18 protein-coding genes are annotated in these 26,445 nt (G+C 66.7%); 11 read left to right on the forward strand and 7 right to left on the reverse strand.

Translation table 11 applies throughout. The features are described from left to right. The first annotated feature begins 64 nt into the window (after positions 1–64). The 3 genes from LNV28_RS08530 (at position 65) to LNV28_RS08540 (ending at position 2,726) form a co-directional block, all read left to right on the forward strand. Positions 65–913: a PA4780 family RIO1-like protein kinase gene (locus LNV28_RS08530; protein ID WP_263518530.1), complete on the forward strand. Its 849-nt coding sequence runs from the start codon at positions 65–67 to the stop codon at positions 911–913. Positions 914–1,039: 126 nt separating this feature from the next. Then, positions 1,040–1,786, forward strand: a complete 747-nt coding sequence (locus LNV28_RS08535) for a hypothetical protein (protein ID WP_263518531.1) — start codon at positions 1,040–1,042, stop codon at positions 1,784–1,786. Between the two features lie 70 nt (positions 1,787–1,856). Continuing rightward, positions 1,857–2,726 (forward strand): universal stress protein, encoded by an 870-nt coding sequence (locus LNV28_RS08540; RefSeq protein WP_263518532.1) that lies wholly within the window; start codon positions 1,857–1,859, stop codon positions 2,724–2,726. Positions 2,727–2,738: 12 nt separating this feature from the next. Here the strand turns inward: LNV28_RS08540 and LNV28_RS08545 are convergent, their stop codons facing one another. Both LNV28_RS08545 and LNV28_RS08550 read right to left on the reverse strand, forming a co-directional pair. Then, positions 2,739–3,956 (reverse strand): MFS transporter, encoded by a 1,218-nt coding sequence (locus tag LNV28_RS08545; RefSeq protein WP_263518533.1) that lies wholly within the window; start codon positions 3,954–3,956, stop codon positions 2,739–2,741. Between the two features lie 28 nt (positions 3,957–3,984). Beyond that, on the reverse strand, positions 3,985–5,406 hold the full coding sequence (locus LNV28_RS08550) for a DNA recombination protein RmuC (protein ID WP_263568790.1): 1,422 nt from the start codon (positions 5,404–5,406) through the stop codon (positions 3,985–3,987). 119 nt (positions 5,407–5,525) lie between these two features. Here LNV28_RS08550 and LNV28_RS08555 point away from each other — a divergent pair, with 119 nt between their 5' ends. From LNV28_RS08555 to LNV28_RS08570, 4 genes are read left to right on the forward strand one after another with little or no spacing between them, the layout of a single operon-like run. Further along, positions 5,526–9,818, forward strand: coding sequence for a hypothetical protein (locus tag LNV28_RS08555; RefSeq protein WP_263518537.1), 4,293 nt, complete (start codon positions 5,526–5,528; stop codon positions 9,816–9,818). Between the two features lie 42 nt (positions 9,819–9,860). Next, complete coding sequence (locus LNV28_RS08560; protein ID WP_263518539.1) at positions 9,861–10,787, forward strand: DMT family transporter; 927 nt, start codon at positions 9,861–9,863, stop codon at positions 10,785–10,787. A gap of 38 nt (positions 10,788–10,825) precedes the next feature. Further along, complete coding sequence (locus tag LNV28_RS08565) at positions 10,826–11,257, forward strand: PACE efflux transporter (protein WP_263518541.1); 432 nt, start codon at positions 10,826–10,828, stop codon at positions 11,255–11,257. Next, entirely contained in the window at positions 11,257–11,670 is a 414-nt protein-coding gene (locus LNV28_RS08570) for a nuclear transport factor 2 family protein (RefSeq protein WP_263518543.1), read from the forward strand. Before LNV28_RS08565 ends, LNV28_RS08570 begins: the two co-directional genes overlap by 1 nt. A gap of 131 nt (positions 11,671–11,801) precedes the next feature. On the opposite strand, the gene LNV28_RS08575 is transcribed toward LNV28_RS08570, so the two are convergent. The 4 genes from LNV28_RS08575 to LNV28_RS08590 form a co-directional block, all read right to left on the reverse strand. Beyond that, positions 11,802–12,629 carry a LytR/AlgR family response regulator transcription factor gene (locus LNV28_RS08575; protein ID WP_263518544.1) on the reverse strand — a complete coding sequence of 276 codons (828 nt, stop codon included), beginning with the start codon at positions 12,627–12,629 and terminating at the stop codon, positions 11,802–11,804. Next, entirely contained in the window at positions 12,626–13,375 is a 750-nt protein-coding gene (locus LNV28_RS08580; protein ID WP_263518545.1) for a hypothetical protein, read from the reverse strand. The genes LNV28_RS08575 and LNV28_RS08580 overlap by 4 nt, the downstream gene beginning before the upstream one ends. Beyond that, on the reverse strand, positions 13,372–14,493 hold the full coding sequence (locus LNV28_RS08585; RefSeq protein ID WP_263518546.1) for a sensor histidine kinase: 1,122 nt from the start codon (positions 14,491–14,493) through the stop codon (positions 13,372–13,374). The genes LNV28_RS08580 and LNV28_RS08585 overlap by 4 nt, the downstream gene beginning before the upstream one ends. A gap of 86 nt (positions 14,494–14,579) precedes the next feature. Continuing rightward, complete coding sequence (locus LNV28_RS08590) at positions 14,580–16,223, reverse strand: SUMF1/EgtB/PvdO family nonheme iron enzyme (RefSeq protein ID WP_263518547.1); 1,644 nt, start codon at positions 16,221–16,223, stop codon at positions 14,580–14,582. A gap of 629 nt (positions 16,224–16,852) precedes the next feature. Here LNV28_RS08590 and LNV28_RS08595 point away from each other — a divergent pair. Both LNV28_RS08595 and LNV28_RS08600 read left to right on the forward strand, forming a co-directional pair. Further along, complete coding sequence (locus tag LNV28_RS08595) at positions 16,853–18,349, forward strand: hypothetical protein (protein WP_263518549.1); 1,497 nt, start codon at positions 16,853–16,855, stop codon at positions 18,347–18,349. A gap of 526 nt (positions 18,350–18,875) precedes the next feature. Continuing rightward, positions 18,876–20,636: an ATP-binding response regulator gene (locus tag LNV28_RS08600; protein WP_263518551.1), complete on the forward strand. Its 1,761-nt coding sequence runs from the start codon at positions 18,876–18,878 to the stop codon at positions 20,634–20,636. Here LNV28_RS08600 and LNV28_RS08605 read toward each other — a convergent pair. Continuing rightward, a complete protein-coding gene (locus tag LNV28_RS08605; RefSeq protein WP_263518553.1) occupies positions 20,614–21,249 on the reverse strand; it encodes a response regulator transcription factor in 636 nt (211 codons plus the stop codon). The genes LNV28_RS08600 and LNV28_RS08605 overlap by 23 nt on opposite strands. 235 nt (positions 21,250–21,484) lie before the next feature. Here LNV28_RS08605 and LNV28_RS08610 point away from each other — a divergent pair, with 235 nt between their 5' ends. Further along, positions 21,485–24,331, forward strand: coding sequence for a beta strand repeat-containing protein (locus tag LNV28_RS08610; RefSeq protein ID WP_263518554.1), 2,847 nt, complete (start codon positions 21,485–21,487; stop codon positions 24,329–24,331). An 86-nt stretch (positions 24,332–24,417) separates the two neighbouring features. Continuing rightward, positions 24,418–26,343 carry an RICIN domain-containing protein gene (locus tag LNV28_RS08615; protein WP_263518555.1) on the forward strand — a complete coding sequence of 642 codons (1,926 nt, stop codon included), beginning with the start codon at positions 24,418–24,420 and terminating at the stop codon, positions 26,341–26,343. Positions 26,344–26,445 lie beyond the last annotated feature (102 nt).

Raw genomic sequence — 26,445 nt, forward strand, 5'->3', positions numbered from 1 at the left:
CGCCGACGGCGGCAAACTTCGGCATTCTGCGGCAGAGCTCGGCCGGGGCTGGGACAATCGGCCCATGAAAACACCCAAGCGCCTGCAAATCCTGCTCGAAGAAGGCCTGATCGACGGCGTCGCTCGCCAGCTGATGAGCGGCAAGGAGGCGCAGGTCTTTGTCGTGCGCTGCGGCGAGGAAACCCGCTGCGCCAAGGTCTACAAGGAAGCGACCCAGCGCAGCTTCCGCCAGGCCGTGGACTACACCGAGAACCGCAAGGTCAAGAACAGCCGCTCGGCCCGGGCCATGGCCAAGGGCAGCCGCTTCGGCCGCGAGCAGCAGGAAGCCGCGTGGCAGAGCGCCGAGGTCGACGCGCTCTACCGCCTGGCCGCCGCCGGCGTGCGCGTGCCCAAGCCCTACAACTTCTTCGAAGGCGTGCTCCTGATGGAGCTGGTGGCCGATGCCAATGGCGACGCAGCCCCGCGCCTCAACGATGTGCAGTTCACGCCGGAAGCGGCGCGGCGCCACCACGCCACCCTGGTGCGCGAGGTGGTGCGCATGCTGTGCGCCGGCATCGTCCACGGCGATTTGTCCGAGTTCAACATCCTGCTGGCCGAGGACGGCCCGGTGATCATCGACCTGCCGCAAGCCGTCGACGCCGCCGGCAACAACCACGCCAAGCGCATGCTGTTGCGTGACGTCGAGAATCTGCGCAACTTCTTCGGCCGCTTTGCCCCCGAATTGCTGGCCAGCGACTTCGGCAACGAACTCTGGGCCTTGTTCGAGCGCGGCAATCTGACGCCCGACAGCCCACTCAGCGGCCGCTTCCAGCAGCAGCACCGTCCGGTCGACCTGCGCGGCGTGCTGCGCGAGATCGACGACGCGCGCGACGAGGACGCCGCCCGGCGCCTGCGCATGCAGCAAGCCCCCTGAAGGCCTATTGAATCAGGCCCACCGAGCGCGTTTCACTGAACTTTTTCGTGACAGTTTTTATTTAGGGCGCGTTTTGCGCGACCTCAGCGACACTGCGGCCCTCACACCCGAACGGCCCCTCGCACCATGAAGAAGCTCTGCACCCCGCCCTCCGCCCGCCTGCAGCGCCGCTGGCTCGCTCTGCCCATGATGGGCCTGCTGGCCCTGGCGGGCTGCGTCACCGCGCCCACCCGCATGGCCGCGCCCGGCGATCTGGGCCAGACGGCCGAGGTGCTCGATGTGGGCACCCGCGCCAAGGGTACCGGGCTGTTCGCCGCCGAGGACTTCCAGGTGGGGTCCTACCAGGTCAGCCATGTCAAACGCGGCTGGGGCAGCAGCGAGGGCCTGTCACTGGGGATCTTCAGCAACAAGACCCACAAGCAAGGCTTCCAGTACCGCTTCAAGGGGCAGCGCGACTGGGACGCCAGCTGCGAATACCGCTCCAAGGAGCAGGGCCTGAAGATCGGCGTCCTGCTGGAGAACAACAAGGCCACGCTGTCCTGCAGCTGCCAGCACGGCGACCAGGAAGCGCGCCTGGAGCTCAAGGACGAATGGAAGCCACTGGAAGGCCGCATGCATGTCGGCGGCGCCGAGTACCGCATGAGCCAGATCGCCGAGCGCCGCAGCCAGAACGGCATGGCCGTGGAGCAAAGCCTGCAATCCCCGGCCCTGGGCTACCGGGTCGACAGCCTGCGCGGCGGCGGCCTGGCCGCGGTCGAAGTGCTGCACCCGGGTCGGATCTGGCAGCACCGCCAGCTGCCGACCGAACAGCGTGAACCCATGGCCTGCTTGCTGGCCGGCCTCATGCTCTACGGCCCGCAAGACGGGCGCTGACTTTGCCGTCAAACCACCTGGCAGGCGTTAGCATTTGAGCGTGCAGTGACTCAACTCTCAAGGGGATGCCATGAGCGCGAGCAAACTCAGATCCATGGTGGTGCATGTCAATGACCAGCCTCACTCGGCCCAAGTCATCGCCCTGGCGCAGCGCTTTGCTGCGACCCTGGGCGCCGAACTCTCAGCCGTCCATGCGGTGGCGCCGAGCAACACCGGGGCCTATATCTCGCCGGAAGGCGCCAGCCTGGCACTGGACCTGCACGAAGGCAGCGACCACCGCCGTGCGCAGCGCGCGCAAACGCTGGTCCAGGCGGCCGGCGGCGACATCAGCTTCAGCAGCGAAATGGCGGACTCCGTCGAAGCCATGGTGCAGCGTGCCCGCAATTGCGATCTCCTGGTGATGAGCCAGCAAGACCCGCAAGTGCCCGACGGCTCGGCCGATGGCTTGATCGGTCGCCTGCTGGTTTCGGCCGCCTGCCCCATCCTGTTTGTGCCCTATGTGAACGACACGCCCTTGGAGCGTTGCGGCGAGCGCGTGCTGGTGGCCTGGTGCGACAAGCGCGAAAGCGCACGTGCCCTGCGCGATGCCCTGCCCTTTCTACAGCGCGCCCGCCATGTCGAGCTGGTTCGTTTTGCCGAAAAGGCCGAGCTCGGCCCCGAACCGCTGCTGCAGCCGCAGGCCTATCTGCGTCTGCACGGCATCGATTGCACGCTGAAGGTGCTGCACCAACGCGACCCTTCAATGAGCGAGCGACTGATGTCATCCTTCATGCCCGACGCGTCCGTGGCCGAAGCCTTGCTGTCACACGCCGCCGACAGCGACAGCGATCTGATCGTCATGGGCGGCTACGGCCAGACCCGGCTCTGGGAGCTGGTCCTGGGCGGCGTCACCCGCTCGATGCTGCAGTCGATGACGGTGCCGGTGCTGATGTCGCACTGAAGCCGGTGACGCTCAGGCTGCGCCGTCTTGATGGCGAGTCAGGCGTGCGGCGGGCCACTGTGCCAGCAGCAGCAAACCCGCCATCAGCCACATGGGCGCGGCCGCCACGCTGGCCGCCGCCAGCAGGCCGAAGCCCACGGGCATGGCCACGGTCGCACCATTGGTGGCCAGCATGCGCAGGCCGAGGGCCTGGCCGTGGCGCTCATGCGGCGTGACCTGGTGCAGCATGGACAACACCATGGGCTGCACCGAACCCAAGGCCAGGCCCAGCAGGGCCGAGCCCACCATCAGGCCGGCCGTGCCCGGCAGCCAGTAGTAGCCGAACAAAACCACGGTGGCCAGCAGCATGGCGCTGCGCAAGGCCTTGAGCTCATCGAGATGCTGCGAGAAGCGCACGATGGCCAGGCGCACCACCGTGGCCGCCACCGCAAAGCTGCCCAGCACCACGCCGATGCTGGAAGCACTCAGGCCACGCGCATGGCCGACCACGGGCACGACAAAGCTGTGCGCATCCCAGCAGGCGGCCAGCACCACATTGAGCAGCAGCAGTTGGCGCAAGGCCGGCTGGCGCAGCAAGTCCCAGGCCGGGCGGGCACGCTGGGCCGCGCTCTGCGGCTTGGGCGGGTGGCGCGGCACGCGCCGCGCCATGAGCCAGCACAGCAGAGGCAGCAAAGCGGCCAGGGCAAAGGCCGCGCGGAAGCTGACATGGTCGATCAGCAGGCCTGCCACCACGGGGGCCAGGGCGTTGGACAGCGCCGGGCCCAGAGCCACCCAGCTGAACACGCGCTTGAGTTGCGAGGGGTCGTCAGCCATCAGCCCGGCCTCGCGCTGGATGGCCACGGCCGCCACGCTGAGCGCACCGCCGCTGAGCAGGCAGCTGAAGGCAATCGTCCAGACGCCCTGCCAGGCCAGGGCCACACAGGCGCCGAACAAGGCCATGCTGACGCCGATGCCCACCGGGCGGTGGAAGCCATAGCGGTCGGCCTGGCGCCCGGCCCACAAGGCCAGGGCCATGGGCGCCACGGCGAAGAGGCTGAGCAAGAGACCCACGGTCCACTCGCCATAGCCCTGGTGCAGCACCCAGAGGCTGGCGGCCACACGGGTGCTGGCCATGCAGGCATGCAGGGTGATCAGGGTGGCGATCAGCCAGGGAAAGGCGCGGCGCAGAGCGGCCGCGCTGGCGCGGTGGGCCTGGGTGTCTGGATCGGTGGGGTCAGCTTCGTGGGTCAAAGGAACATGCTTTCGAAGAGTCCCGCCTTCAAACAGCTGAAGGCGGTCGTTCTCCTCCTCCGCGCGGCGCCTCATCGGCACCGTCCCCGCCGCCATGGAGCGGCTCCTCGTCCCCCGGCAGGCTCAAACGCAGCAGCTGCTGGGCGGCATCGTCCGGCAGCGCTTCCACGCTCTTGAGCTTGCGTGTCATCACCCGCGTGCGGATCTCGGCCGCATCGATGGTGTGGCTGGCTTCATCCAGCTTTTTCTTGGTCTTGGCCAGCACCTCGCCGAACTTGCCGAACTCGGTCTTGACGGCGCCCAGCACCTCCCAGACCTCGGCCGAACGCTTCTCCAGCGCCAAGGTGCGGAAGCCCATCTGCAGGCTGTTCAGCGTGGCCAGCAGCGTGGTCGGGCCGGCCAGCATGACCTTGTGTTCGCGCTGCAGCGCCTCCATCAGGCCAGGCCGGCGCAAGGCCTCGGCATACAGGCCCTCGGTGGGCAGGAACAGGATGCCGAAATCGGTGGTGTGCGGCGGGGCGATGTATTTCTCGCGGATGCTGCGCGCCTCGGTGCGCAGGCGCTGCTCGATGGCCTTAGCAGCGGTCTCGGCGGCGGGCGCGTCGGCGCGGTCCTGGGCATCGAGCAGGCGCTCGTAGTCCTCGCGTGGAAATTTCGCGTCGATGGGCAGCCAGAGGGGCTGGCCGTCCTGGCGCTGGCCCGGCAGGCGGATCGCAAACTCCACCCGCTCGGCGCTGCCCGGCAGCGTGGCCACATTGGCCGCGTACTGCTCGGGCGTGAACACCTGCTCCAGCAGCCCGGCCAGTTGCACCTCGCCAAAGATGCCGCGCGTTTTGACATTGCCCAGCACCCGGCTCAGCGAGCCGACATCGCGCGCCAGGCCCTGCATCTCACCCAGGCCCTGGTGCACCTGCTCCAGGCGCTCGGCCACCTGCTTGAAGCTCTCGCCCAGGCGCTGCTCCAGCGTGGCGTGCAGCTTCTCGTCCACGGTGGCGCGCATTTGTTCGAGCTTTTTCTCGTTGTCCTGCTGAATCAGGCCCAGGCGCTGGTCCACGGTCTGGGCCAGGGCGCGCAGCTGCTGGCCCAGCTGCTCGGCCAGGCGCTGGCCGGCGGCGTCCTGCGCTTCGCGAGCCGCAATCGCCTGCAGGCCCAGGGACTGGTTGCTTTGCTGCAAGCCCTGGCTCAGCGCCTGCTGGAAGCGGCCCAGGCTTTGCTGCAGCTCCTGGCGGGTGGCGGCGCTGCTGCGGCTGAGCTCGTCACGCAGCTCGCGCTCCAGGCGCTCATTGCCCTGGCTGAGCTGCTGCTGCAGGAGCAGCAGGGTCGGGTCTTGCTCGCCCACCTGACTGGCCTGCCCCTGACGCCAGAGCAGGAACAGCGCCAGCAGCATCAAGACCAACAAAGACAGCAAGAGCAACTCGACAAGACTCATGCCCCGCATTGTCTCAGCCATGGCGGCAGCGGCTCGTGCTACGGGCGGTGGCCGCACATGCGCCTGGGTTTCTACGTTCTGGCATGCCGTGGGACCGGGCAGTTAAGCTGCGCGATCTGATGGAGCCCAGGAGCACTGGCATGAGCCTTGAATCCCAAACCTTGCAAGTCCAAGGCCGCATGAAGCAGCGCCTGCTGGGCCTGCTCCTGCTCGGCAGCAGCGCCTGGGCCGCCGCGGCCGGCGCCCTGAGCCCGCAGGAGCTGCCGCCCGCACTGCGCGACTGGTTGCCCTGGGCCATGCAAGGCCAGGAGAGCCAGCTCTGCCCGCTGCAACCGGGCCGCCCCGGTGACGCCGAGCTGCGCAACTGCCTCTGGCCGGCTCGGCTGGAGCTGCGCGCCGGGCCCAGCGGCGCCAGCTTCCGACTGGAGGTGCAGGTCTACGGCGCGGCCAGCCTGCTGCCCCTGCCCGGCGAAGCGGCCGACGATGCGCCAGGCTCGGGCAACAGCAAGCCCAGCCTCTGGCCGCAGGACGTGAAAAGCGCCGGCAAGCCCTTGGCCGTGGTGCTGGCCCAGGGCCGGCCCAGCGTGCGCCTGGAGCCGGGCCGCCATGTCATCGAGGGCCAGATCCCTTGGACCAGCACACCCCAAGGCCTGCTGCTGCCGCCCAATCTGGGCTTGCTCAATTTCTGGCTCGACGGCCAGGCGCAAAAGCGCACGCCCGATGCCCAGGGCCGGCTCTGGCTGAAGGCCAGCCGCGAGGACAGCGCCAGCAGCGAGGCCTTGAGTGTGCGCACCGCGCGCCTGATCGACGACCAGGTGCCCCTGCGCATCAACACCCACATCGAGCTGGCCGTCTCGGGCCGCGCCCGTGAGCTGGTGCTGCCGCAAGCCCTGCTGCCGGGCCTGGTGGCCGAGGCGCTGAGCAGCGCCCTGCCGGCCCGGCTGCGCGAGGACGGCGCCCTGCTGGTGCAGGCGCGCCCGGGCCGCTGGACCGTGGAGCTGCTGGCCCGCGGCATGGCGCCCACGCAAGCACTGACCCTTCCCGCCGCCACTGCCAAGCCCGGCGAGAGCCCGCTGGGCGAGGAGGTCTGGGCCTTCTCGGCACACAACGAGCTGCGCGTCGTCAGCGTCGAAGGCGCGCCCGCCGTGGATCCCAAGCAAACCGTCATGCCCGAGAGCTGGCAGAGCTTTCCGGCCTACCGCATGGCGCCCGGCGCCACCCTGCAAATCAAGCAAAGCCGGCGCGGCAACCCCGAGCCAGCGCCCGATCAGCTGCGCCTCACGCGCCAGCTCTGGCTCGATTTCGACGGCCAGGGCTACACCGCGCAAGACCGCATCGAGGGCGAGCTGAGTCGCTCCACCCGCCTGGAGCTGGCCGCGCCGGGCGCCCTGGGCCGGGCCGAGCTCGATGGCCAGGACCAACTGATCACGCGGCGAGGGCCCAGCGCCGCATCGGCGCCGTCCCAGCCCGACGGCATCGAGGTGCGCCAAGGCACGGCCAACATCACGGCAGAGAGCCGCTGGGCTCGCAATGCGCCGCTTCCGGCCAGCGGCTGGAGCGGTGATTTCCAATCGGCCCGCAGCGCCCTGCACCTGCCACCCGGCTGGCGCCTGCTGCACGCCAGCGGGCCTGACCGGGTGGCCGGTTCCTGGCTGGGCGCCTGGTCGCTCTGGGACTTTTTCTTCGTGCTGCTCAGCGCCCTGGCCGCCGGCCGTCTGCTGGGCTGGCCGCGCGGTCTGCTGCTGGGCGCGGCCCTGGTGTGCAGCTGGCATCTGCGCGATGCGCCGCAGTTCCTCTGGTTGTTCTGGCTGGGCCTGATGGCCATCAACCGCGCTCTGGGCAGCATGACCGAAAAGTTCGCCCGCCTGGCTCTGCTGCTGCGCCGCGCCGAGCAGGCCTGCATGGTGGCCATCGCCTTGCTGCTGCTGCCCTATGGCGTGGCCCAGTTGCGTTATGCCATGTACCCGGCGCTGGACCAACCGCTTGCACAGGTCTCCAAACACCAAGAGTTGGCAATCGTGGAGGAACGCGTTGCGCCTCCACCACCTGCACCCTTCATCCCACCGCCCGAAATGGCCGTGCCCGCGCCTGCAGGCTCCAGCTACAGCCGGCTCAAGGAAGCCGTCAGTGATGCCGCGCCCGCGCCGCAGAAAGAGTTGCGGCGGCTGGATCAAGCCGACCCCAGCGCCCGCGTGCAGACCGGCCCCGGCCTGCCCAGCTGGCATTGGCAGCAACATGCCTTGATCTGGCAAGGCCCGGTGCAGGCCGATCAAGCGCTGCAGCTCTACCTGCTGCCGCCGGCCGGCACGGCGTTGCTGCGCGTGGCCAGCCTGCTGCTGATGCTGGCGGCCTTGCTGGCCCTGGCCAGCGGCCGCACGGGTCAGCCCTGGTGGCCGCGGCGGGCAGGAACCGGCGCTGGCACCAGCGCTGCACTGGCCTTGACACTCGCCCTGGGCTTGAGCCTGCCTGCCGACCCGGCCCATGCCGAGAATGAGCCGGCCAAGACTGTGCCCGCAGAGAAGCCCCAGAAGTCCGGCGGCCTGCAGCCGCCGTCGGACGCCTTGCTGGCCGAGATGCGCCAGCGCCTGCGCCCTGCCCCGGATTGCCTGCCGCGCTGCGCCGAACTGGCCCGCCTGAACCTGCAGGCCGAAGGCTCGCGCGTGCTCTTGCGCCTGGAAGCCCATGCGCAGGCCGATGTGGCCCTGCCCCTGCCCGGCCAGGCCGGCGCCTGGCAACCGAGCCAGGTGCTGCTGGACGGCCAGCCCGCGCCGCTGCGCCGCGATGCCCAGGGCCAGCTCTGGATCGCCCTGAAAGCCGGCATCAGCCAGATCAGCATGGAAGCCGATCTGGGCGCCACGCCGGTGCAGGAGCTGGACATCAGCCTGCCCCTGCCGGTGCGCGAGCTGAAGAGCCAGCTGCGCGGCTGGCGCTTGCAAGGCCTCAATGCCCAGGGCCTGCCCGGCGCCGCGCTGAGCCTGCTGCGCGAGCAGAGCGCGGGCGAGGACAAGGCCAGCGCCGGCGGTGCCGATGCGCAGAACAACCCGCGCGATGCCCTGCCCGCTTTTGTGCGCATCCAGCGCCAGCTGGAGCTGGGCCTGCGCTGGACCGTGCACACCCGCATCGAGCGCATCGCCCCCAGCCGCGCGCCGCTGCGTGTGCAGTGGCAGCTGCTGCCCGGCGAGGCGGTGCAGGACAACAGCGTGCAGATCAGCGAGGGCCTGGCCAGCGTGCAACTGGGCGCGGCCGAGGTGCTGGAGTTCGACAGCGAGCTGCGCCCGCAGGCGCAGCTGACGCTGAAGAGCCATCCGGCCACCCAGCAGATCGAGCAGTGGACGCTGGATGCCTCGACGCTTTGGCATGTGGAACACCAGGGCCTGGCCCCGGTGGTGCACCAGCAAGGCGGGCGCTGGCAGCCGCTGTGGCGGCCCTGGCCTGGCGAGCAGCTGACGCTGAATTTGAGCAGACCGGCCGGCGTGGCCGGCCCCACCCTGACCTGGGACCAGGTGCTGACCGAGGTGACGCCCGGCGCGCGCAGCAGCGACTTCAAGCTCAGCGCCACCCTGCGCTCCAGCCTGGGCGGCCAGCAGACCCTGCAGCTGCCCGCCGGCGCGGCCCTGCAAGGCCTGAGCCTGGACGGCGCCGAGCTGCCCCTGCAAGCCAAGAACGGCGCCCTGCAGCTGCCCATCACCCCGGGCGAGCACCGGCTGGAGCTGCGCTGGCGCGCCGATGATGGCGGCATGGGCTGGTGGTTCCGCAGCCCCAGCGTGCAGCTGGGCGCGGCCGGCGTGAACGACAGCCTGCAGATCCATGTGCCGGGCGACCGCATCGTGCTGGCCCTGGGCGGGCCGCTGCTGGGCCCGGCCGTGCTGTTCTGGGGCGCGCTGCTGGCCGTGGCGATTGTGGCTCTGGGCTTGAGCCGCGTGCCGGGCCTGCCACTCCAGCTCTCGGCTTGGCTGCTGCTGGGCCTGGGTCTGGCGCCGGTGAGCCTGGCCGGCCTGGCCTGGGTGGTGGCGGGCTTTCTGCTGCTCTTGCTGCGCAAGCGCCATGGCCCCGGCCTGGCGCGTGGCCCCTTCATCGGCCTGCAGCTGTTGCTGGGCTTCTGGGCACTGGGCTGTGTGGCCGTGCTGCTGCAGGCGCTGCAGGTCGGCCTGCTGGGCCTGCCGGATCTGATGATCACCGGCCACGACTCGCATGCCAGTCTGCTCAGCTGGTACGCCGACCGCTTCAGCGCTGGCGCCGGCACGGCCCAAGCCTGGGTGATCAGCGCGCCGCTGTGGCTGTACCGCCTGGCCATGCTGTTCTGGGCCCTGTGGCTGGCCGCCTCGCTGCTGCGCTGGCTGAAATGGGGCTGGGAGTGTTTCAGCGAAGGCGGGCTGTGGCGCGAAGGCCCGCCTCGCAAGACCGCGAGCCCCAGGGGCGGCGCTGACACCTGAACCCCGCGCAAACCGCAACAACACCACAAGGCACACCTCTTGATGAATCCAAGCACACAGCAGCCCCGCCAAGGCCAGGCCCTTTTGGGTCTGCTGGCGGCCTGCTCGGCCGGCATGCTCTGGGGCACCGGCGCCTTGGTGGTCGATGTGCTGGTCAGCCGGCACGGCTTTTCGCCCGAGAACATTTCCTTCTGGCGCTTCAGCGTCGGCGCCCTGGTCTTGCTGGCCGTGTACGGCCGGCAGATCGACTGGGCCGTTCTGAAAAGCCTGTGGCTGACCATGGTGGCGGCCGGCGCCGCCATGGCCGGTTATGTGCTGTGCTGGTTCTTAGGGATAGAGCGCATCGGCCCTGCCGTGCCCACCTTGATTGCGCTGTGCCTGCCGCCCGTGCTGGTGACGCTGATCGGCCTGGCCCGGGGCACGGAGGCGCCGGGCCTGGGCCTGTTTGCCGCCCTGTGGGCCGCCCTGGCCGGCACGGTGATGCTGGTGCTCGGCCATGGCGCCGGCATCGATGTCGGGCACACACAAAACCTGTGGATCGGCGTTGCTTTCTCGGTGGCATCGGCCCTGCTGTACACCGGCTTCACGCTGGTGAGCTCGCGCCTCTCGGTGAGCATGGGCCCAGGCCCATCGAGCGCCTGTCTCACCGTCATCGCGGCAGTGAGCACCAGCCTGTTCGCGCTGATCCGCCCTTTTCACTGGCCCGACTCGATTCCGCCGCAAGCCTGGTTCTTGTACCTGGGCCTGGTGACCGCCGCGCTGGCCTTGCTGGCCTTCAGCTGGGGCGCGGCACGCTTGAGCCCCAGCACCCTGACCGTGGCCACCTTGATGGAGCCGCTGACCGCCGTGCTGCTCTCGGCCTTGCTCCTGAACCAGAGCTTGAGGTCCAGCCAATGGCTGGGCGGCGCTTTGCTGCTGCTCAGCATCTGGGTGCTTGGGCGGCGGCAGGCCGCCGTCACGGGCAAGTAGGCCGGGCAAACCCCGCCGTCCTGCGACACTTCGGCCCCATGAGCCCCAGTCAACGCCGCGTCCTTCAAGCTGTTCTCTACGAAGCCTTTGCCGTGGCCATGGTGGGCCCGACCGTGGCCTGGATGTTCGCCGCTTCCCTGCAATCCTCGGCCCTGCTGGCCCTGGCCATGTCCAGCATCGCCCTGGCCTGGAACTACGTCTTCAACGCCCTGTTCGAGCGCTGGGAGGCGCGTCAAACGGTCAAGGGCCGGTCCTTGGGCCGACGGCTGCTGCACGGCATCGGCTTTGAAGGCGGGCTGGTGCTGTTCCTCGTGCCGCTGATGGCCTGGTGGCTGGACATCAGCCTGCTCGAAGCCCTGATCGCGGACCTGGCCATCCTGGCGTTTTTCTTTGTCTACGCCATCGCCTTCACCTGGGCCTTTGACCGGGTGTTTGGTTTGCCGGCATCGGCCCAGGTGGCTGCGGAGTGATGGCGCAGGATCATTCATCCTCGCTGTTGGAGCTGTTGCGTCAGCAGGAGCAGGCGCTGCATGAGCCCGGCGTGCGCCGCGACGTCACGGCTTTGCGCTGCTTGCTGCACGCGGAATTCATCGAAATCGGCCGATCAGGCCGGCGATACGACTTGCAGCAGATGCTCTCGCTCCTGCTCAGCGACGAGCCCGATGGCGCACCGGCGCCACCTCGCAGCCATGCGCAAGACTTCGAGCTGCAAATCCTGGCGCCCGACCTGGCCTTGCTGCTTTACCGCTCGGCCTATATCGACGCGCAAGACCAGGTCCACCGCCACAGCCGACGAAGCTCGCTGTGGCAACACGTGGGCCAGGTCTGGCAGATGCGTTTCCACCAAGGCACGGCCTGCGAGCCCTTCGACCTCATGGCTTGAAGCTCAAGCCGTCAACGACAGCCTGCCCCAATCCAAGACTTGCTTGCTCGCTTCATGGCCTGAAACGTCGCAGCCATGCAAGCTTGGCTGTCGCTGACTTTGCCCGCGGTTCGTGCAGACCGTCCCTGGCCTCACATTTGCTTGAACAAATGGGTGTAGCTCTCGGCCACCAGCAGCGACTCGGGCCTGTCCTTGAGCTTCAACTGCAGGCGGCCGCGAAAGTCTCGGCTGGCGCCGGCAATGGCCGCCACATTGACCAAGGTCGAGCGATGGATTTGCCAGAACTGATGGCCGTCGAGTTCCTCGGCCAACTCTTTGAGCGGCTTGCGAATCAAGGCCTCGGTCTCTAGCGTCACCACGCGGGTGTATTTGGTGTCGGCCTGAAAATACAAAACTTCGTCAACAGTCAGCAGCTTCAAGGTCTGCCCGACCGAAGCATTGATCCAGCGCAGCGGCGCCCGTGCTTGCAGGGTGGCTTGCGGATTTGATTGCTGGCTTGCTCGCAGGCTCGGCGGCGCCTCAAGCGGATCTCGCAACAGCTTTTTCAACACGCTGCCGATGTCGGCGGGCGGCTCTTGCAGGCGCTCTTTAAGGCGGCGGATGGTGGTGAACAGGCGCGGCACCGACAAGGGCTTGAGCAGATAGTCCACCGCGCCGGCGTCAAAGGCCTCGATCGCGTATTGGTCGTAGGCGGTCACAAAAACGATGTGCGTGCGTCCCTGCCCGGCCGATTGCGCGGTCAATTGAGCAGCCACCTCCAGCCCGGTGGCACCCGGCATCTGAATGTCCAAGAACACCACATCCGGTTGGAGCTCCGCCACCAGACGCAGCGCCGCAATGCCGTCGGCGGCCTCGCCCAGAATGCACAGCTCGGGCCAGACTTGGCCCAAAGCCTCGATCAACTCCTGCCTGAGCGTGGCCTCGTCTTCGGCCACCACGGCGGTGTAAGTTCTGCTCATCCATCATCTCCATCCGAGCCAGGGCTCATCGCACGGCGCAAGCGCGCAATCAAGCGATCCAATTGCGCCGGCGCTTGGGGCTCGCCTTGCGCGTAGGCTTGTTCAATCAGTTGCAGAGCATCAAACAACTGCTGCGGGTCAACTTGAGCAATCTTGGCGCGAAGCCGGGCGGCCATGGCCTGCTCGGCGTAGCGACTCTGCTCATCCAGCAAGCGCTGCAGCGCCAAGGCCCTGCCCCGGCGGCGCCGATTCATCTCGGCCAGCGCCACCACCAAGCCGCCCACGACCCAGACGTTCAAGGCCGCGCCCAGCACATGGAGCCAGGATCTATGCAAAGGGTTTTGGGCCTGGCAGGCCCCGCAGGCCAATCGCAAAGCTTCGGGGTCCAGCAGCAAAGGAAGCAGCAGGGAGAAAACCAGGTTGGACAGAAACGCTGCAGCGCCGGCCCCGACCCCGACCGCCAAGACCAGGCGTCGGGCGCGAACCGTCGGGTCAGCAGATTCGCTGCGATCGGCTGGCAACCAACACAACAAAAAGACCAGCGCTTGAAACAAGAGCTGAGCCGTGGCGAGGGCCAGCGGAGCCCAAGGCCGGGCCTGCGGCGCGAAGTCCAGCATCGGCCCCAATCTCTCGGTCCCCAGGTAGAGCGCCACCAACACCGCGCAAGCCAACTCACGGCCACGCAAGGAGCGCCAACTGCCGAGCAGGTGCGTCACCGCCAAGGGCAAGGCCAAGGACGGGTTCACCGCATATCCCCTTGCGGCAAAGGCAGACGAATCCGCGCCAGCACACCGCGGGGCTGCAGCGCCTCCAGTTCCAATTTGGCACTCGGGCCAAAGCAGGCCAGCAATCGGGCCCGGGTGTTGGCCAGGCCGACACCGCTGCCGCCGAGGCCGGAGTTGCTGCCAAAGCCGGCCCCGTTGTCACGCACTTCCAGGACCGCCTCGCTGCGATCAGCGCTGCTCACTGTTTGAGCGCTGATTTGCAGATGCCCACCCTCGGTCAGCGCCGCCAGCCCATGCTTGATGGCGTTCTCGACCAAGGTGGCCAGAATCAAGGGTGGCAGGCGCAGGTCCAGCAAGCCGGGTTCGGCCTTGATCTCAAAGCTCAGCCGATCACCCATGCGCATTTGCAAGATATGCAGGTAGTTCCGCAGCAGTTCCAGCTCCTGCCCCAAGCTCGACATCTGCTCGCGCATGCCGGGCAGCGCCGCGCGCAAATAGGCGATCAAGCTGCCCAGCATGTCGCGCCCCCGATCGGGCGTCGTGGCGTACAAGCGGCGTGTGGTCGCCAAGGTATTGAAAAGGAAATGCGGCTCGATCTGCGCGTTCAAGGCCAGCATCTGCGCTTCCATCTGCTGCGTGCGCAAGGCTTCGCTCTGGCGCTGGGCCAAAGCCAATTGCTGCTCGAGCTGACTGTCTTTGATGCGCAAGACCAGCACCGCATAGGCCATGCAGCCCAACAAGCTGTAGAGCGCCAGGCGCGTCAAGAAGAAGCCCCAGTAAACCGGCACATCAGGGGCCTTGTAGTTGACCCAGGCCAAGCGCAGCAGCATGGCCAGCGCAAGACCCGACACCACCAGCCCGATGCGAACCAGCCATTCACCACGCGGCCCGAGGGGATGCCGCTGGCGCCAAGCCGCCAAGCCGGCCTCGGCCAAAGCGGCGCTCAGCAGAACGAACACACCCGGCAACAGCGCCAGGCCCGCATAGGAGGCGGTCTCGAGCAGCCATCGCCGCGCCCCTTCGCCCTGGCCATCGTCCGAGTACCAGCTCAGCGCCCGCGCCAAGGCCAAGAGCACGCTCAGCGCCAGCATGATGGCAATCACGCGCAAATTGAAGATCGACAGGAACGCGTTTTTCATCGATGCCGGGCAAGGCAAAACTTCATTATGGGAGCGAGCGTTGGCTTGACCGATGCCAGCGCCCCCTCAAGCAAGACCATGGCGCATCAATCAGCCAGATCCACTGCGAACCAGTTGAGCTTCCAGCCGAGGTCGATGGCCCGGAGGCGCAGCACATGGCGGCCGGCCTCCAGACGGACCGGGCCAGCTCCGGCCACGGTCTGCCAGCTCTTGAAGCCGCCTGTTGCGGGCACGGCCTGTTCCAGCACGGACTGCCCATTCAGACTCAAGGCCAGGCCTTTGCTACCGGCCAAGCTGGCCACGCGAAAGCTGAATCGGTAGTTGCCGGCGCGCTGGACCTCGACGCTGTATTCGGTCCAACTGTCCTTGGCGATACCGGGGGCGGAACCCGTCAAGTTCAAGCCGGCTTGGCCGCCAGCATCTTCCACATCCTCTTGCGGTGCGACCTTGCCGACCGAGGCCTGGTCCATCCGGTTGAAGTCTTCCGCCTGGATGCGGCCAGGCAGCGCATGGACCTGGTCGGCCGTCAGCACCGGCGCACTGAAGTCGCTGAAGCGATCGCGGTTGACGGCCACCACCACATAGCTGTGCTTGCGCGCCGGGGAGGCCAAGTCCACATAACTCGGTACCTTGACGTCTGAAGCAATCCGCGCAAGGTTGCCCCCGACGCTGTCACTGCGGTAGACGTGATAGCCGAACACCTGGGGATCGGGGCTGGCCTGCCAGCTCAGCCGAACGGCCGCTTGGCCGCCAGCCTGGCTCAGCTGCAAGCCCAGCGGCGGCTGCGGAAAGGCCTGCAAGTTCGCGCGGCGCTTCCGCTCCACGGCCTGCGCCTGCGCCAGCTCTTTCTCAAAGGCCAGGGCGGTCGGCGCCGGACGCTGGTCGGCCGGCCTGTCCAGGCTCTGGGCCAGGCGGAAGCCCTCAATCACGCCGATCCAATCGAGCGGCATCGCGCCGCGCTGGGTGGCTGTGTTGCCGCGCCAATGCCAGGCGCCGCCGCGACCGGCGCGCTGCTTGCAGTCACCGTCCAGCCGCGCGCTGCCATCCACCGGTGCGCCTTCATAGTTCTCGCTCCAGCAGTCTTGCAAGAACTCGGCCACATTGCCGATCAAGTCATGGATGCCCAGCGGATTGGCCTTGTACATACCGACGATGCTGGCAAACCCCGCACCATCATCGCAGGGCGAAATGCCGCCCATAAAGCCTTTGTAGCTGGCGCCGAAGCGCTCCAGGCCGGCATGTTCGGCCGATTGGTCGGACACATTGGCGAACTCGCAGATGCGCTTCTGGTCGAGGTCGTCACCGAAGGGGAAGCCAGCCTTGCCTTTGCCCGCGCTGACCGCGTATTCCCACTCGGCCTCGCTGGCCAGGCGATAGCTTTTACCGGTTTGCTGGGACAGCCACTTGGCATAGGCGTCGGCGCCGGCCCAGCCTATGCAGACCGCCGGTTGGAACTCGCTGGTGGTCAGCTCGTTCTTGGCCCAGGAGCCGGGGGTGGGCCCTTGGCTGAACCAGCCCTGATTCGGCTGATGTATGCATTGCTCGGGCGCCTTGTAGCCGGTCGCTTCGATAAAGCGGCGGAACTCGGCCACGGTCACTTCGTATTTGGCCAGCTTGAAGGCTTTGATCTTGACCTTGTGGATGGGCAGGGCCTTGGCGTCTTGCGCCGCATCGCCCATATAGGGTTTGCCGCCACCCATTTGGAACTCGCCGCTGGGGACGGTCACCATCGGGGGTTCGATGTAGGCAGCGCTTGCAGCAACAGGTGCCGCAAGAGTGGATTGGATGCTCAGGCCAAGGAGCGATAGGGCCAGGATGCGGGGTGTGTTCATGCCTTCATTCTGCGAATTCAGCTGCCGGCCCGCTGCGCCAGGCGACGGAAGTGCCCTAGGCGCGGCTGAAACCGTTTAGGCGGCGACGAATTCGGCCCGATGTCGGCGCGGCAAGCGGGCAATGAACTCGGTGGAAGACACTTCACTTGGACCGGCGCTTGGCCTGTCGATCCCTTCCACCTCCGCACAGATGGACCGAGCGCCATCCACGGCGAGTCGAGAGATCGAGCACTGGCATCGCGCCAAGTACTTCCGCCCAGCGAGAAGCCGGCCCTGCCAAGGGGAATTCCGGATGAGTCGACCGTTCCAGGTTCGTCAAACTTGCAGTGGGGCCGTTGAGTTTCCTGTCCATGTGCCGGCAGGAGTTGCTGCACGGCGGTGTTGAGACCGGGGGCGAACCCGGCGCAATTCAGAGGGAGTAAGCAGTCATGAACATCTGTGCTTTGAGGATAGAGAGGCGGCCAGCCTTGAGCTTGGGCGGCCGATGGCGTGGCTCTCGCCTGCGCTCTGCGCTTGCTGCATCGCTCGTGCTTGTGGCCGGCGCGCTGGCCTGCCAAGGGGTCCAGGCCCAGCAGGCCGCGCCCGCAGAAGCCTCGAGCCTGCTGCGCAAGGACGCGCGGCTGATGCTCGACTACCAGACTGTGCGCGTGCAGGGAGACAGTCCCATTGATCTGGTGGGCTTTCATGTCTACGTGCCGGTGACCGAAGGGGTCTCGGTTGGGGCTGGACTGATGGGGCCGCTGATCGCCGGACAGTACGGAGGCTTCATGGGGGCCAGCGTCGGCATCCAGGGGCGTTTCCGCCTGAGCGGCCCCGTCGTGGCTCTGGCGGCACTGGCGGCCGGGGGTGGCGCCGGTGGACGCAGCCCCGAGCATGCGAAGAAGCTGTCCGGCACGGGCAGCTTCGTGCGCGGACAGCTCGCACTGGGCTACGACGCCGGCGACTTCATGGTCGGCGCCGGCATGTCCAGCATCAAGTTCCGTCGCTCGCTCATCGACAGCAGCCAGCTCAATCTCTTCCTGGACATCCCCTTCAGCTACCTCAGCGGCTCCTACGCACAGCGTGGCCAGCCGCTGTCGGGCGCGGACGACCAGCGCGCCGCCCAGGAGATGGGCGAAACCATGCTGAGCGTCTCGCTGGACAACTACCGCCAGCTCCGCGCACAGGGCAGCTACACCGGCACGGTGCGCACGGGGGAGTTCCAGTTCTCGCATTTCCTGACGCCGGACATGTTCTGGTTCGCCAATTTCGCCAGCGCCTACGCCGGCCTGCCCACCTACAACCAGCTGCTCGGCGGCGTCGGCTGGCGTTGGCGCCTGGCGCCGTCCTGGCGGCTCTACGCCCAACTCGGCCTGGGCTCTGGCGGCTACGCGCCAGAGCAGATCGATACCGGCCCGGGCCTGCTGGTCTATCCCAAGCTCTCGGCCGAATTTGCCCTGAGCAAGAACCTGGGCCTGGCGTTTTCGGCGGGTTACCTCAGTGCGCCCAAGGGCAGCTCACGCAACCCGACCTATGGCCTGACGCTGACCCGGCACCTGCGCTCCGGCCAGGGCGGCGACGCCGCACCGGCCCCGGCCAGTTATGAGGGCATGCGCATCACATTGCTGCACCAGTCGGACACCCAGCTGCGCTTCCGCGATGTCGACCGGCCCGCCCTGCACATGCTGGGCTTGCAGATCGACATGCCCGTGAGCGAGCGCTGGTACCTGCCGCTGCAGGCCTCGGCGGCCTACACGTCCTACCTCGGCTATCCCGGCTACGCCGAGATCTTTGCGGGCCTGGGTGTACAGACCAAGCTGGCGCCCGGGGAACGCGTGCAGGCATTTGGACAAGTGATGGCGGGCGCCAATGTGCATGGCAAGGGCGCCAAGATCAACGCCGGCCTGCGCTACCTGCTGGACGAGCGCCTGGCCCTCAGCCTCAGCGGCGGCCGCATCCAGGCCCGCAGTGCCAGCGGCGGGCGCTACAGCGCCAACAACCTGGTGATCGGGCTGGACTATCGGTTTTCGGTGCCGACCCGCTGAGGCGACCACGGGAATTCGCAGTCCAGTGGCCCAGCTTGCGGGCCCAGGATCGAGTTCAGCTTTGAGGAGATGGCGGCCACCGGCCACTGAAGTCCACCCAGTTCTTTGGGGTGAAGCCAGCCATAGAAGCCAGATCGCTTCCGCGGCTTGCGCAGCGGCTGTAGGGCGCTTGCAGGCCAGCCCCAGTCACTGTGACGTGCAGCGGACTTCGCCCGAAGCGCCGACATCCGGGTCAACAATGCAGCGGCACCTGTCCATGGCAACTGAGAGACGGACTGACGGCGTCGGCCACTCAACAGTCACTGCCTCGCAGCAGAGTTGGCGGTGTCGATGGCAGGTCTCCCATGCGCAGCGCTCATTCAGGCACGTAGTTCGCGAAAGCTTCATGCCCATCACGCCCGGCAAATGATCGGCGAAGAACTCTGCCTCGCTTGGGTGCATGCACGCTCATGGCTTTCACGGACTGCGGGCGCAGCATGCACAATCCCGGCCAAGCCCACGCTTTCATACACCGCCATGCCGATCCATGATTGACGAGACGCGCCTGCAGGCCCTGGTCCGAATGGACGTGGCGCAGCGCCTGCGCAGCAATGATCTGAGCTTGACCGTGGGCAATTTTGTGCTGGCGCTGCTGATTGCGGGCAGCCTGTACCAGGCAGCGCCACCGGCCTGGGTGGCCTGCTGGCTGGGCTTGCAGTTCGTCAGCGCGGGCTTTCATTTGTGGCTGGGCTTGCGCTGGTTGCGCAGTTCCTTGACGCAGGCCAACGCGCCCATCTGGCTGCGCCGGGTGACGCGCACCTCGGCCATCAACGGTTTCCTGTGGCTGATGGCCGTACAGGTCTTCTGGCCGGGCGGCAGCGACGCTCAGCGCTTGTTGTTGTTGGCTTGGATGATCGGCATCAGCGCTGCGGCGCTGCACTCCTTGCATGCCTATTTGCCGGCCTATTTCGCCATGGTGGGGCCGGTCCTGCTTGGGCTCTTGTTGGCCGTGCTGGTGCATGGCGCGGTTGACACTTGGGCCGTCTTGGCCGTGCTGCTGCTCGGCGCCACGCTCTACATTCACTTTGCCGTTTCCCTGCGGCGCCTGCTGTGGGACTCATTGCGCCAAGCCCATCAGCTCGCGCAACTGAGCGAAAGCTTGCAGCTGGAGAAGGACTCGGCCATCAAACTGAGCCAGTCGCGCAGCCGCTTCCTGGCCGCCGCCAGCCATGATTTGCGCCAACCCGTGCACGCGCTCTCGCTGTTCGTGGGCGCCCTCAAGCTCAAGCCCAGCGAGGCGCAATCTGCGCAGATATTGCAGCATGTCAGCAGCGCTGTGGATGCCATGGGGGCGATGTTCAACGCCTTGCTGGACATCTCCAAGCTGGACGCCGAGCAGCTGCAGCCCCAGTGGCAGGCCGTGAACTTGCGCGAGCTGCTGGGCCGCCTGGAGGCGGACCACAGCCTGCAGGCTCAGGCCAAGGGCTTGCGCTTTCTCTGCGATGTGCCGCCGGCTCCCACCCTTCTGATGGTGCGCAGTGACCCGGCCTTGCTGGAGCGGGTGCTGCGCAATCTGCTCTCCAACGCGCTGCGCTACACCCCGCAAGGCGGTGTGCTCTTGCGGGCCCGCAGGCGCCAGAACCGCATCGAGCTGCTGGTGGCGGACAGCGGCGTGGGCATCGCCCGGGAGCGCCGCGCCGAGGTGTTTGATGAGTTCGTACAGCTTCATGGTTCCGGACAGGGCCTCGGCCTGGGCCTGGCCATCGTGCAGCGACTGTCCAGCTTGCTGCACATGGGGCAGCGGCTGCGCTCGCGGCCGGGCCGGGGCACCATGTTCACGCTCTTGCTGCGGCCTCAAGACGATGTGACGGACGCCAAGCCCGGCCCGGCGATTCAGCCGCAGCTGCGCGGTGAGCTGGTCATCGTTCTCGATGAAAACACGGAGGTGCGGCTCGCCATGTGCGCGCTGCTGAAGGCCTGGGGCCTGGATGTGGTCGGTGCTTCCAGTGTGAGTGATCTGATGCCGCAGCTGATGGGCGTGAGCGCCGCACCGCGTGTGCTGCTGTGTGATTACCGACTGGCGGCCGGCGAAACGGGGGGCGACGCGATCGCGAAGCTCCGTGAGCTGTTCAACAGCGACATCCCGGCCCTGCTGCTGAGCGGCGACACCGGCCATGAGCGCGGGCGCGACGCGAATGAGCAAGGCCTCACGCTGCTGCAAAAGCCACTCACACAAGATCAGTTGCGTGCGGCGGTGGCTCGGGCCTTGGTGCCCGCCAACACCCTCAGTACGACAGTGCCTGGCTGACCATGCCGGCCGCGCGGGCCGCCTCCACGGCCTGCAGCCGGTGCACCACGCCCAGGGCTTTGAAGATGGCTGAGACATGGCCCTTGACGGTCTTCTCTTCCATGCCCAACTCGCGCGCAATTTCCTTGTTGGACTTGCCATTGCAAAGCTCCTGCAGGACTTCACGTTGGCGTGGCGTCAAGCCGTCCAGGCTGGGCTCGGCCGGGCCGGCGTCAGGCGCCATGGCCATCAGCGGCGGCACATAGATCTCACCGCCGAGCACCAGCGTCAGCGCTGCCAGCAAGGTGGCCGGGCTGGCCGACTTGGGGCAGTAGCCACGGGCGCCGGCCTTGAGCACACGGCGCACATCGGCTGGGTCTTCCGAGGAAGACAGCACCAGGCTGGGCAGCAGCGGATGGTGGCGCTTGAGCTGCTCCAGCAAGGCCATGCCGGCCATGCCGGCCATGCGCAGATCCAGCAGCACGGCGTCCACATCGGGGTGGCGGGCCAGGCAGTCCATGGCGGCGACTCCGTCGTCGGCTTCCAGGATCAGCTCGGGCGCCCCCAGGCTTTGCAGCGCAGCGACGACGCCGGCACGCACCAGAGGGTGGTCATCGACGAGCAGTAGTTTCATGGCACGCACTCTAGCAGCCGGCGCCGAAGCAGGGTAGGTCCCGAGACCAGGTCTTGGGTCCAAGGTCCGATTGTGCGTGCAGTTGCGAGATTAGAAACTCGCGCTCGTTGAAGCCAAGCAGGCAGATCCTGCCCAGTCAACGCAGCGCCCGAGCCCCAGCACCACGCGCAAGAGCACAGGCATCGGCACAGGCACGCGGGCCACCAATCAAGCAGTTTCTATTCAGGGAATCGACATGAACAAGCAAGCATTGCACCTTCGTCATTCAAGCCGGGCAGCCGGCTTGCCGCGCCCCTTGCCTCGCCCATTGCCGCTGTGCCTGGCCATCGCCGCGCTGTGCAGCACGGGCCTGACCGCCGCGGCCGACCTGACCTGGAAGGGCGGCACGACCAACGGGCAAGACAACGACAAAGGACGCATGAGCGTCGGCAAGAACTGGACCCCAAACGCCCAGCCTGGGCTGGGGGACACCTTGCGCTTCGGCAACTCGATCTACACGGCGGTCACGAATGATCTGGGCCCCCAAACCTACAACCAGATTTCCTTCGAGGCCGGTGCGAGTGCCTACAGGCTTGACGGCGTGGGCAACAACATCGGGCTCACCAACGGCATCGTCAACCGCAGCAGCAATGTGCAGACATTTGACTGGGGCAGTACGGCGGGTTTCGTCATCAGCGCGGCTCAAACCTGGGACGGCGGCACGGCCGGCATGAATGTCACCGGTGGCATGGATCAGCAAAACAATCTGGTCCTGAGCAACAAGGTCAGCTACACCAATCTGAACGCCAACGCCATCGGCAGTGGCACCACGGACAACGCCGCCTTGACGATCCAGAGCGGCAGCAGCTACTTCAGCGCAAACTACACCTCGCTCGGCCGGGGTGTTGGCAGATCCGGCACGGTCATTGTGCAAGGCCTGGGCAGCAGCTTTGCCAGCGGCGCTCAACTCTACGTCGGCGACGGCGGCGATGGCTGGCTGCAAGTCAAGGCCGGCGCCAGCGCCAAGAGCGCTGAGCTCATCATGGGCAGGCCGAGCGGTGGCGGCTACGGTGTGGTCGAACTGACGGGCACGGGATCGAATCTGCAGTCCGCCTCGGCCTGGGGCGGCGCAGGTATTTTGAACGTTAGCAATGGCGCCAGCGTCCAGATTACGGGCGGCATGACCCTGGGCGACCAAGCAGGCTCGAGCTTTGCGGCCGGGGTGGGCGGAGGCGGTGCCCGCTTGAGCGTGGCCGGCACACTGCTGCTGAGCAGCAAGGGCTACGGTCGGCTTGATATCCAGGCAGACGGCATGGTTGAGGCAGGGCATTTGGTGGTCGCCAACGGCAGCGTCGTCAATCTGCAGGGTGGCACGCTCAAGCTCCGCACAGGCGGCGTCGCCGGGACGTTCAACTGGGAGTCCGGCACGCTCAATTTCTCCGGGGACTATGCGACGGGCGACTTCCTGGGCCATGACATGGTTCTCAGCGCCGGCCAAACCCTGAAGGGCGACGCCAGCGTTCGCGTAGGCGCTGGCGACAATCTCGCCCTCACCGGGGGCCAGCTGCAGGCGAACACCTTCCGCATCGATTCCAATGGCCGCGTCACCGTCGGTCGCGCCAGCAGCCTCAGCGCCACCGCGCTGGAGAACTACGGGCGCCTGACGCTGGACAGCGGCTTGGTGAACGGCGCCTTGAGTAACGCCGGCTATATGACGGGCTCGGCCAGCTTTCAGGCCTATCTTGGCAGAGGCGGCTTCAGCAATAGCGGCCGTTTTGAGCAGGGCGACTTTGTCGAACTGGCAAATGCAAGCAGCAACACCAATAGCGGTGTGTGGACCCTGGGCCCCGGTGCCACCCTGCAGCTGAAGTCAAGCAATCTGAACAACCACGGCCTGCTGAGTTTGGCGGGCGCCACCATCGGAGTCCCCGGCGGCGACCAGAGCAAGCTGGTCAATGAGGCCGGCGGCACGATCAGCGGCAATGGCTTCATTCGCAGCAATTTCTCCAATCTGGGCAGCGTGATCGTCGAGGGCGGCAAGCTCGCCATCGACAAGAGCTTCAGCAACGGCGGCCAGATCCTCTTGAATTCGGCCAACGCCAGCTTGAGCGGCGGGGCGATCACCAACACGGGCCGCATCGAAGGACTGGGGCAAATTGGCAATGACATCGCCAACCAGGGCTTTGTCAGCGCCAAGGGCGGCACCCTGACGCTCGCTGCCGGGGTCAGCAACAGCGGCACGCTGACCGTCGGCCGCGACGCGACCTTGCGCCTGACCCAGGGCCTGCAGCCGAACACGGGCAAGATCCAGCTCGCCGGCGGCACCTTCGACAACAATGGCCGGGCCCTTGTCAATCAAGCCGGGGGTGTGATCAGCGGTTTCGGTGAAGTGCGCAGCGGCCCGCTCAGCAACAACGGCCTGGTGCTGCTGAGTGGCGGCGTGTCAGCCGTGTACTCGCAGGTGGTGGCCAATGCGGGCAGCCAGATCATTCTCTCGGGCAATAGCAACACCACTTTCTATGACAAGGTGGAGGTGCAAGGCGGCGCCGAACTGCGCGTCTCCGAGGGATCGGTGGCCACTTTCGCGGCCGAGGTCAAGCAGCGCAATGGCTCCGACGTCAACGGCGACGGCAAGATGTTCTTCGAGGGCGGCCTCAGCATTGGCAACTCGCCGGGCTATGGCTACATCCAGGGCTCGGTCACCTTCGCCAGCAGCAACAGCTACTTTGCCGAGATCGGCGGCATCCATGCTTGCAGCGAGCTGAGTTGTGCTCCCGGTTCCCCACTGCTGGACAGCAGCTTTGACAAGCTCGTGGTCGGTGGTAATTTGAAGTTAGGCGGCACCCTGGTATTGAGCTCCTGGAATGGCTTTGTGGCGCAAGCGGGCCAGAGCTTTGATCTGCTGGACTGGGGTAGCACGAGCGGCACGTTCAAGAGCATTGACGCCAGCGGACTCACCTTGGCGGCGGGCACGCAGCTGGACTACAGCGAGCTCTACAGCAGCGGCACGATTTCGGTCACCGCCGTGCCTGAACCCGCGAGCTATGCCTTGCTGCTGGCTGGGATGGGCCTGCTGGCATGGCGCCGGCGCAAGCTCGACTGATCTCGCGGCGGGGCAGCGCCAGCGCCTGACAGTGGGCGCGTTGCCTGCTCCGCCCCCAACGACATGCTCACGCCGGAGTCATTTCCATGAAGTACCTTCCTCAGTTCGTGTTTGCCCTGCTCACTGCGACGGCCCTGGCGCCAGCGCAGGCCGCAGAAAACTCCTACAACCTCGTCGGCAGTGGCGGCAAGTGCCTGGACAGCAGCGGCGGTCTCGCCCCATGTGGTGGGGTCGAACAGCGTTTTGTCTTCGCTGCCGATGGCGCGGTCATGGTGGACACCGGCCAGGGCATGCGCTACCTGCGCGGCCGGCTGTTTTCGAGCAAGTCGGTCGACTTCAGCGACGCGCCGTCCACCGGCACGTCCAGCACCTTCTGGACCCAGCCCGGCGGCGACCGCCTGCAGCTGGCGCAAACCGGATCGGCGACGCCGATGTGCCTGTCCTTGCAGTCAAAGGCGGGCGCCACAAGAGGCAGCCCCGCAGTACTGAGTGCCGAGCTCGCGCTCTGCTCGGCCAGCGCAGCCAACCAGAAATGGCAGCGCGCCAACGCCCTGCCCCTCGGCGCGGCTGGCTCCCACCAGACCCAGCTCAAGAGCGTCGCGAGCAAATGCCTGCAGCAGTCTGACTTCAACGCACCGCTTGCACCGGGCAAGCTGACGGTTTCGGCCTGCGCATCGGTGGCCAAGAACGAGTACTTCACCTTCACCAACCAGGGCGCGATCATGCTGAATGGCTTGTGCCTGAGCGCATCGGGCACGGCTGTGGGCTCAGGCGTTGGCCTGGGAAGCTGCGGCGAGATCGGCGTGCCACCGGGCGACCTTCAGAAGTGGAAGCGCGCCGGCAACTCGCGGATTGTGTCGGCCAGCAACGGCCTGTGCTTAGGGATAGCCAATCGCTCCACCCAAGACAAGGCCGCCGTTGACCTCGAAACCTGCGACGCCAGCAACCCGTTCCAGACCTGGATCACCGGCAACACCGTGGCCAGCGACTGGCCGGGCCCGGACAACAAGCCCACCACCTATGTGCCGGGCCAGAAGCTGAGCAATGGCCAGGTCAACACGATCGTCAACTGGATTCAGAGCGAAACCTCGATCACCAGCACCCCGTTTTGCTACAAGACGGCGGCCTATGACCGTGGCGTCGGCATCTTGCCCGCATGCGGCGACGGCCAGTACCAAGACGGCGCCTTGTGCTACAGCGACTGCCGCAGCGGCTACCACCCGGTCGGCTCGGTGTGCTGGAGCAACCAGGCCCTGTCTTACCAGCCCGGCAACAAATGCACCCATCGTGACGCGCTCGGCACCTGCTGGGCATGGAAGATGAACGATTGCAGGGACGGCTACACCAGCGATGGGCTCGCCACCTGCTGGCTCAACAACTCCTCCTATCAGAACGGCGCAGGCAGCTTGCTGAAATCCTGCAAATCCAATCGCGTGCTGCAGGCCGGCCTGTGCTACCTCAAGCCGCGCGACGGCTACCAGTGCAACGCCACCAACTGCAATCAGCGCTGCGCCGCAGGCATCGTCGATTGCGGGGCGGCGGCCTGCGCCAGCAACGCCAACCAATGCGCCAACACCATCACCAATATGGTGGTCAGCTCGGCCATGATGATTGGCAGCTTTGCCACGGGGGGCACCATGGGAGTGGCCAAATCTTCGGTGATGACCGCCAAGAACGCTTACATGGCGGCCACGACTGCCTACGATCTGGCGCAGGCCTTGCTCACCTTGTCTGAAAACATCAACAACTTCATGAACCTGGCGGAGAACAATCTTGCTTCGATTTCGAGCACCGACATCGAGGCCCAGATCGCCGCCAAATACAAGAAAGGTGACGCCGACTACAGGCACATCGCGCGGGAATGGGCGGCACGGCAGATGATGTTCTACATTGCCGACCTGCTGCTGGATCTCGACACGCTCATCATCACCTCGATTGACCCGACCGGTATCACCGGAGTCATCGACGCCTTTGCCAAGCCGCCCTGCAAGGACCATACGCCGATGCCGTGATATCGGGTTGAAGCCGGCGGTGAATGGCGTTAGGGCCTTCTAAGACAATGTCGTTGGGTCGCGAAGGATCGCCTCAGCGGGTCAGTCGCCCCCCGCCTCCTC

Source organism: Paucibacter sp. DJ2R-2, assembly GCF_025717675.1.
Taxonomy (GTDB): domain Bacteria; phylum Pseudomonadota; class Gammaproteobacteria; order Burkholderiales; family Burkholderiaceae_C; genus Paucibacter_A.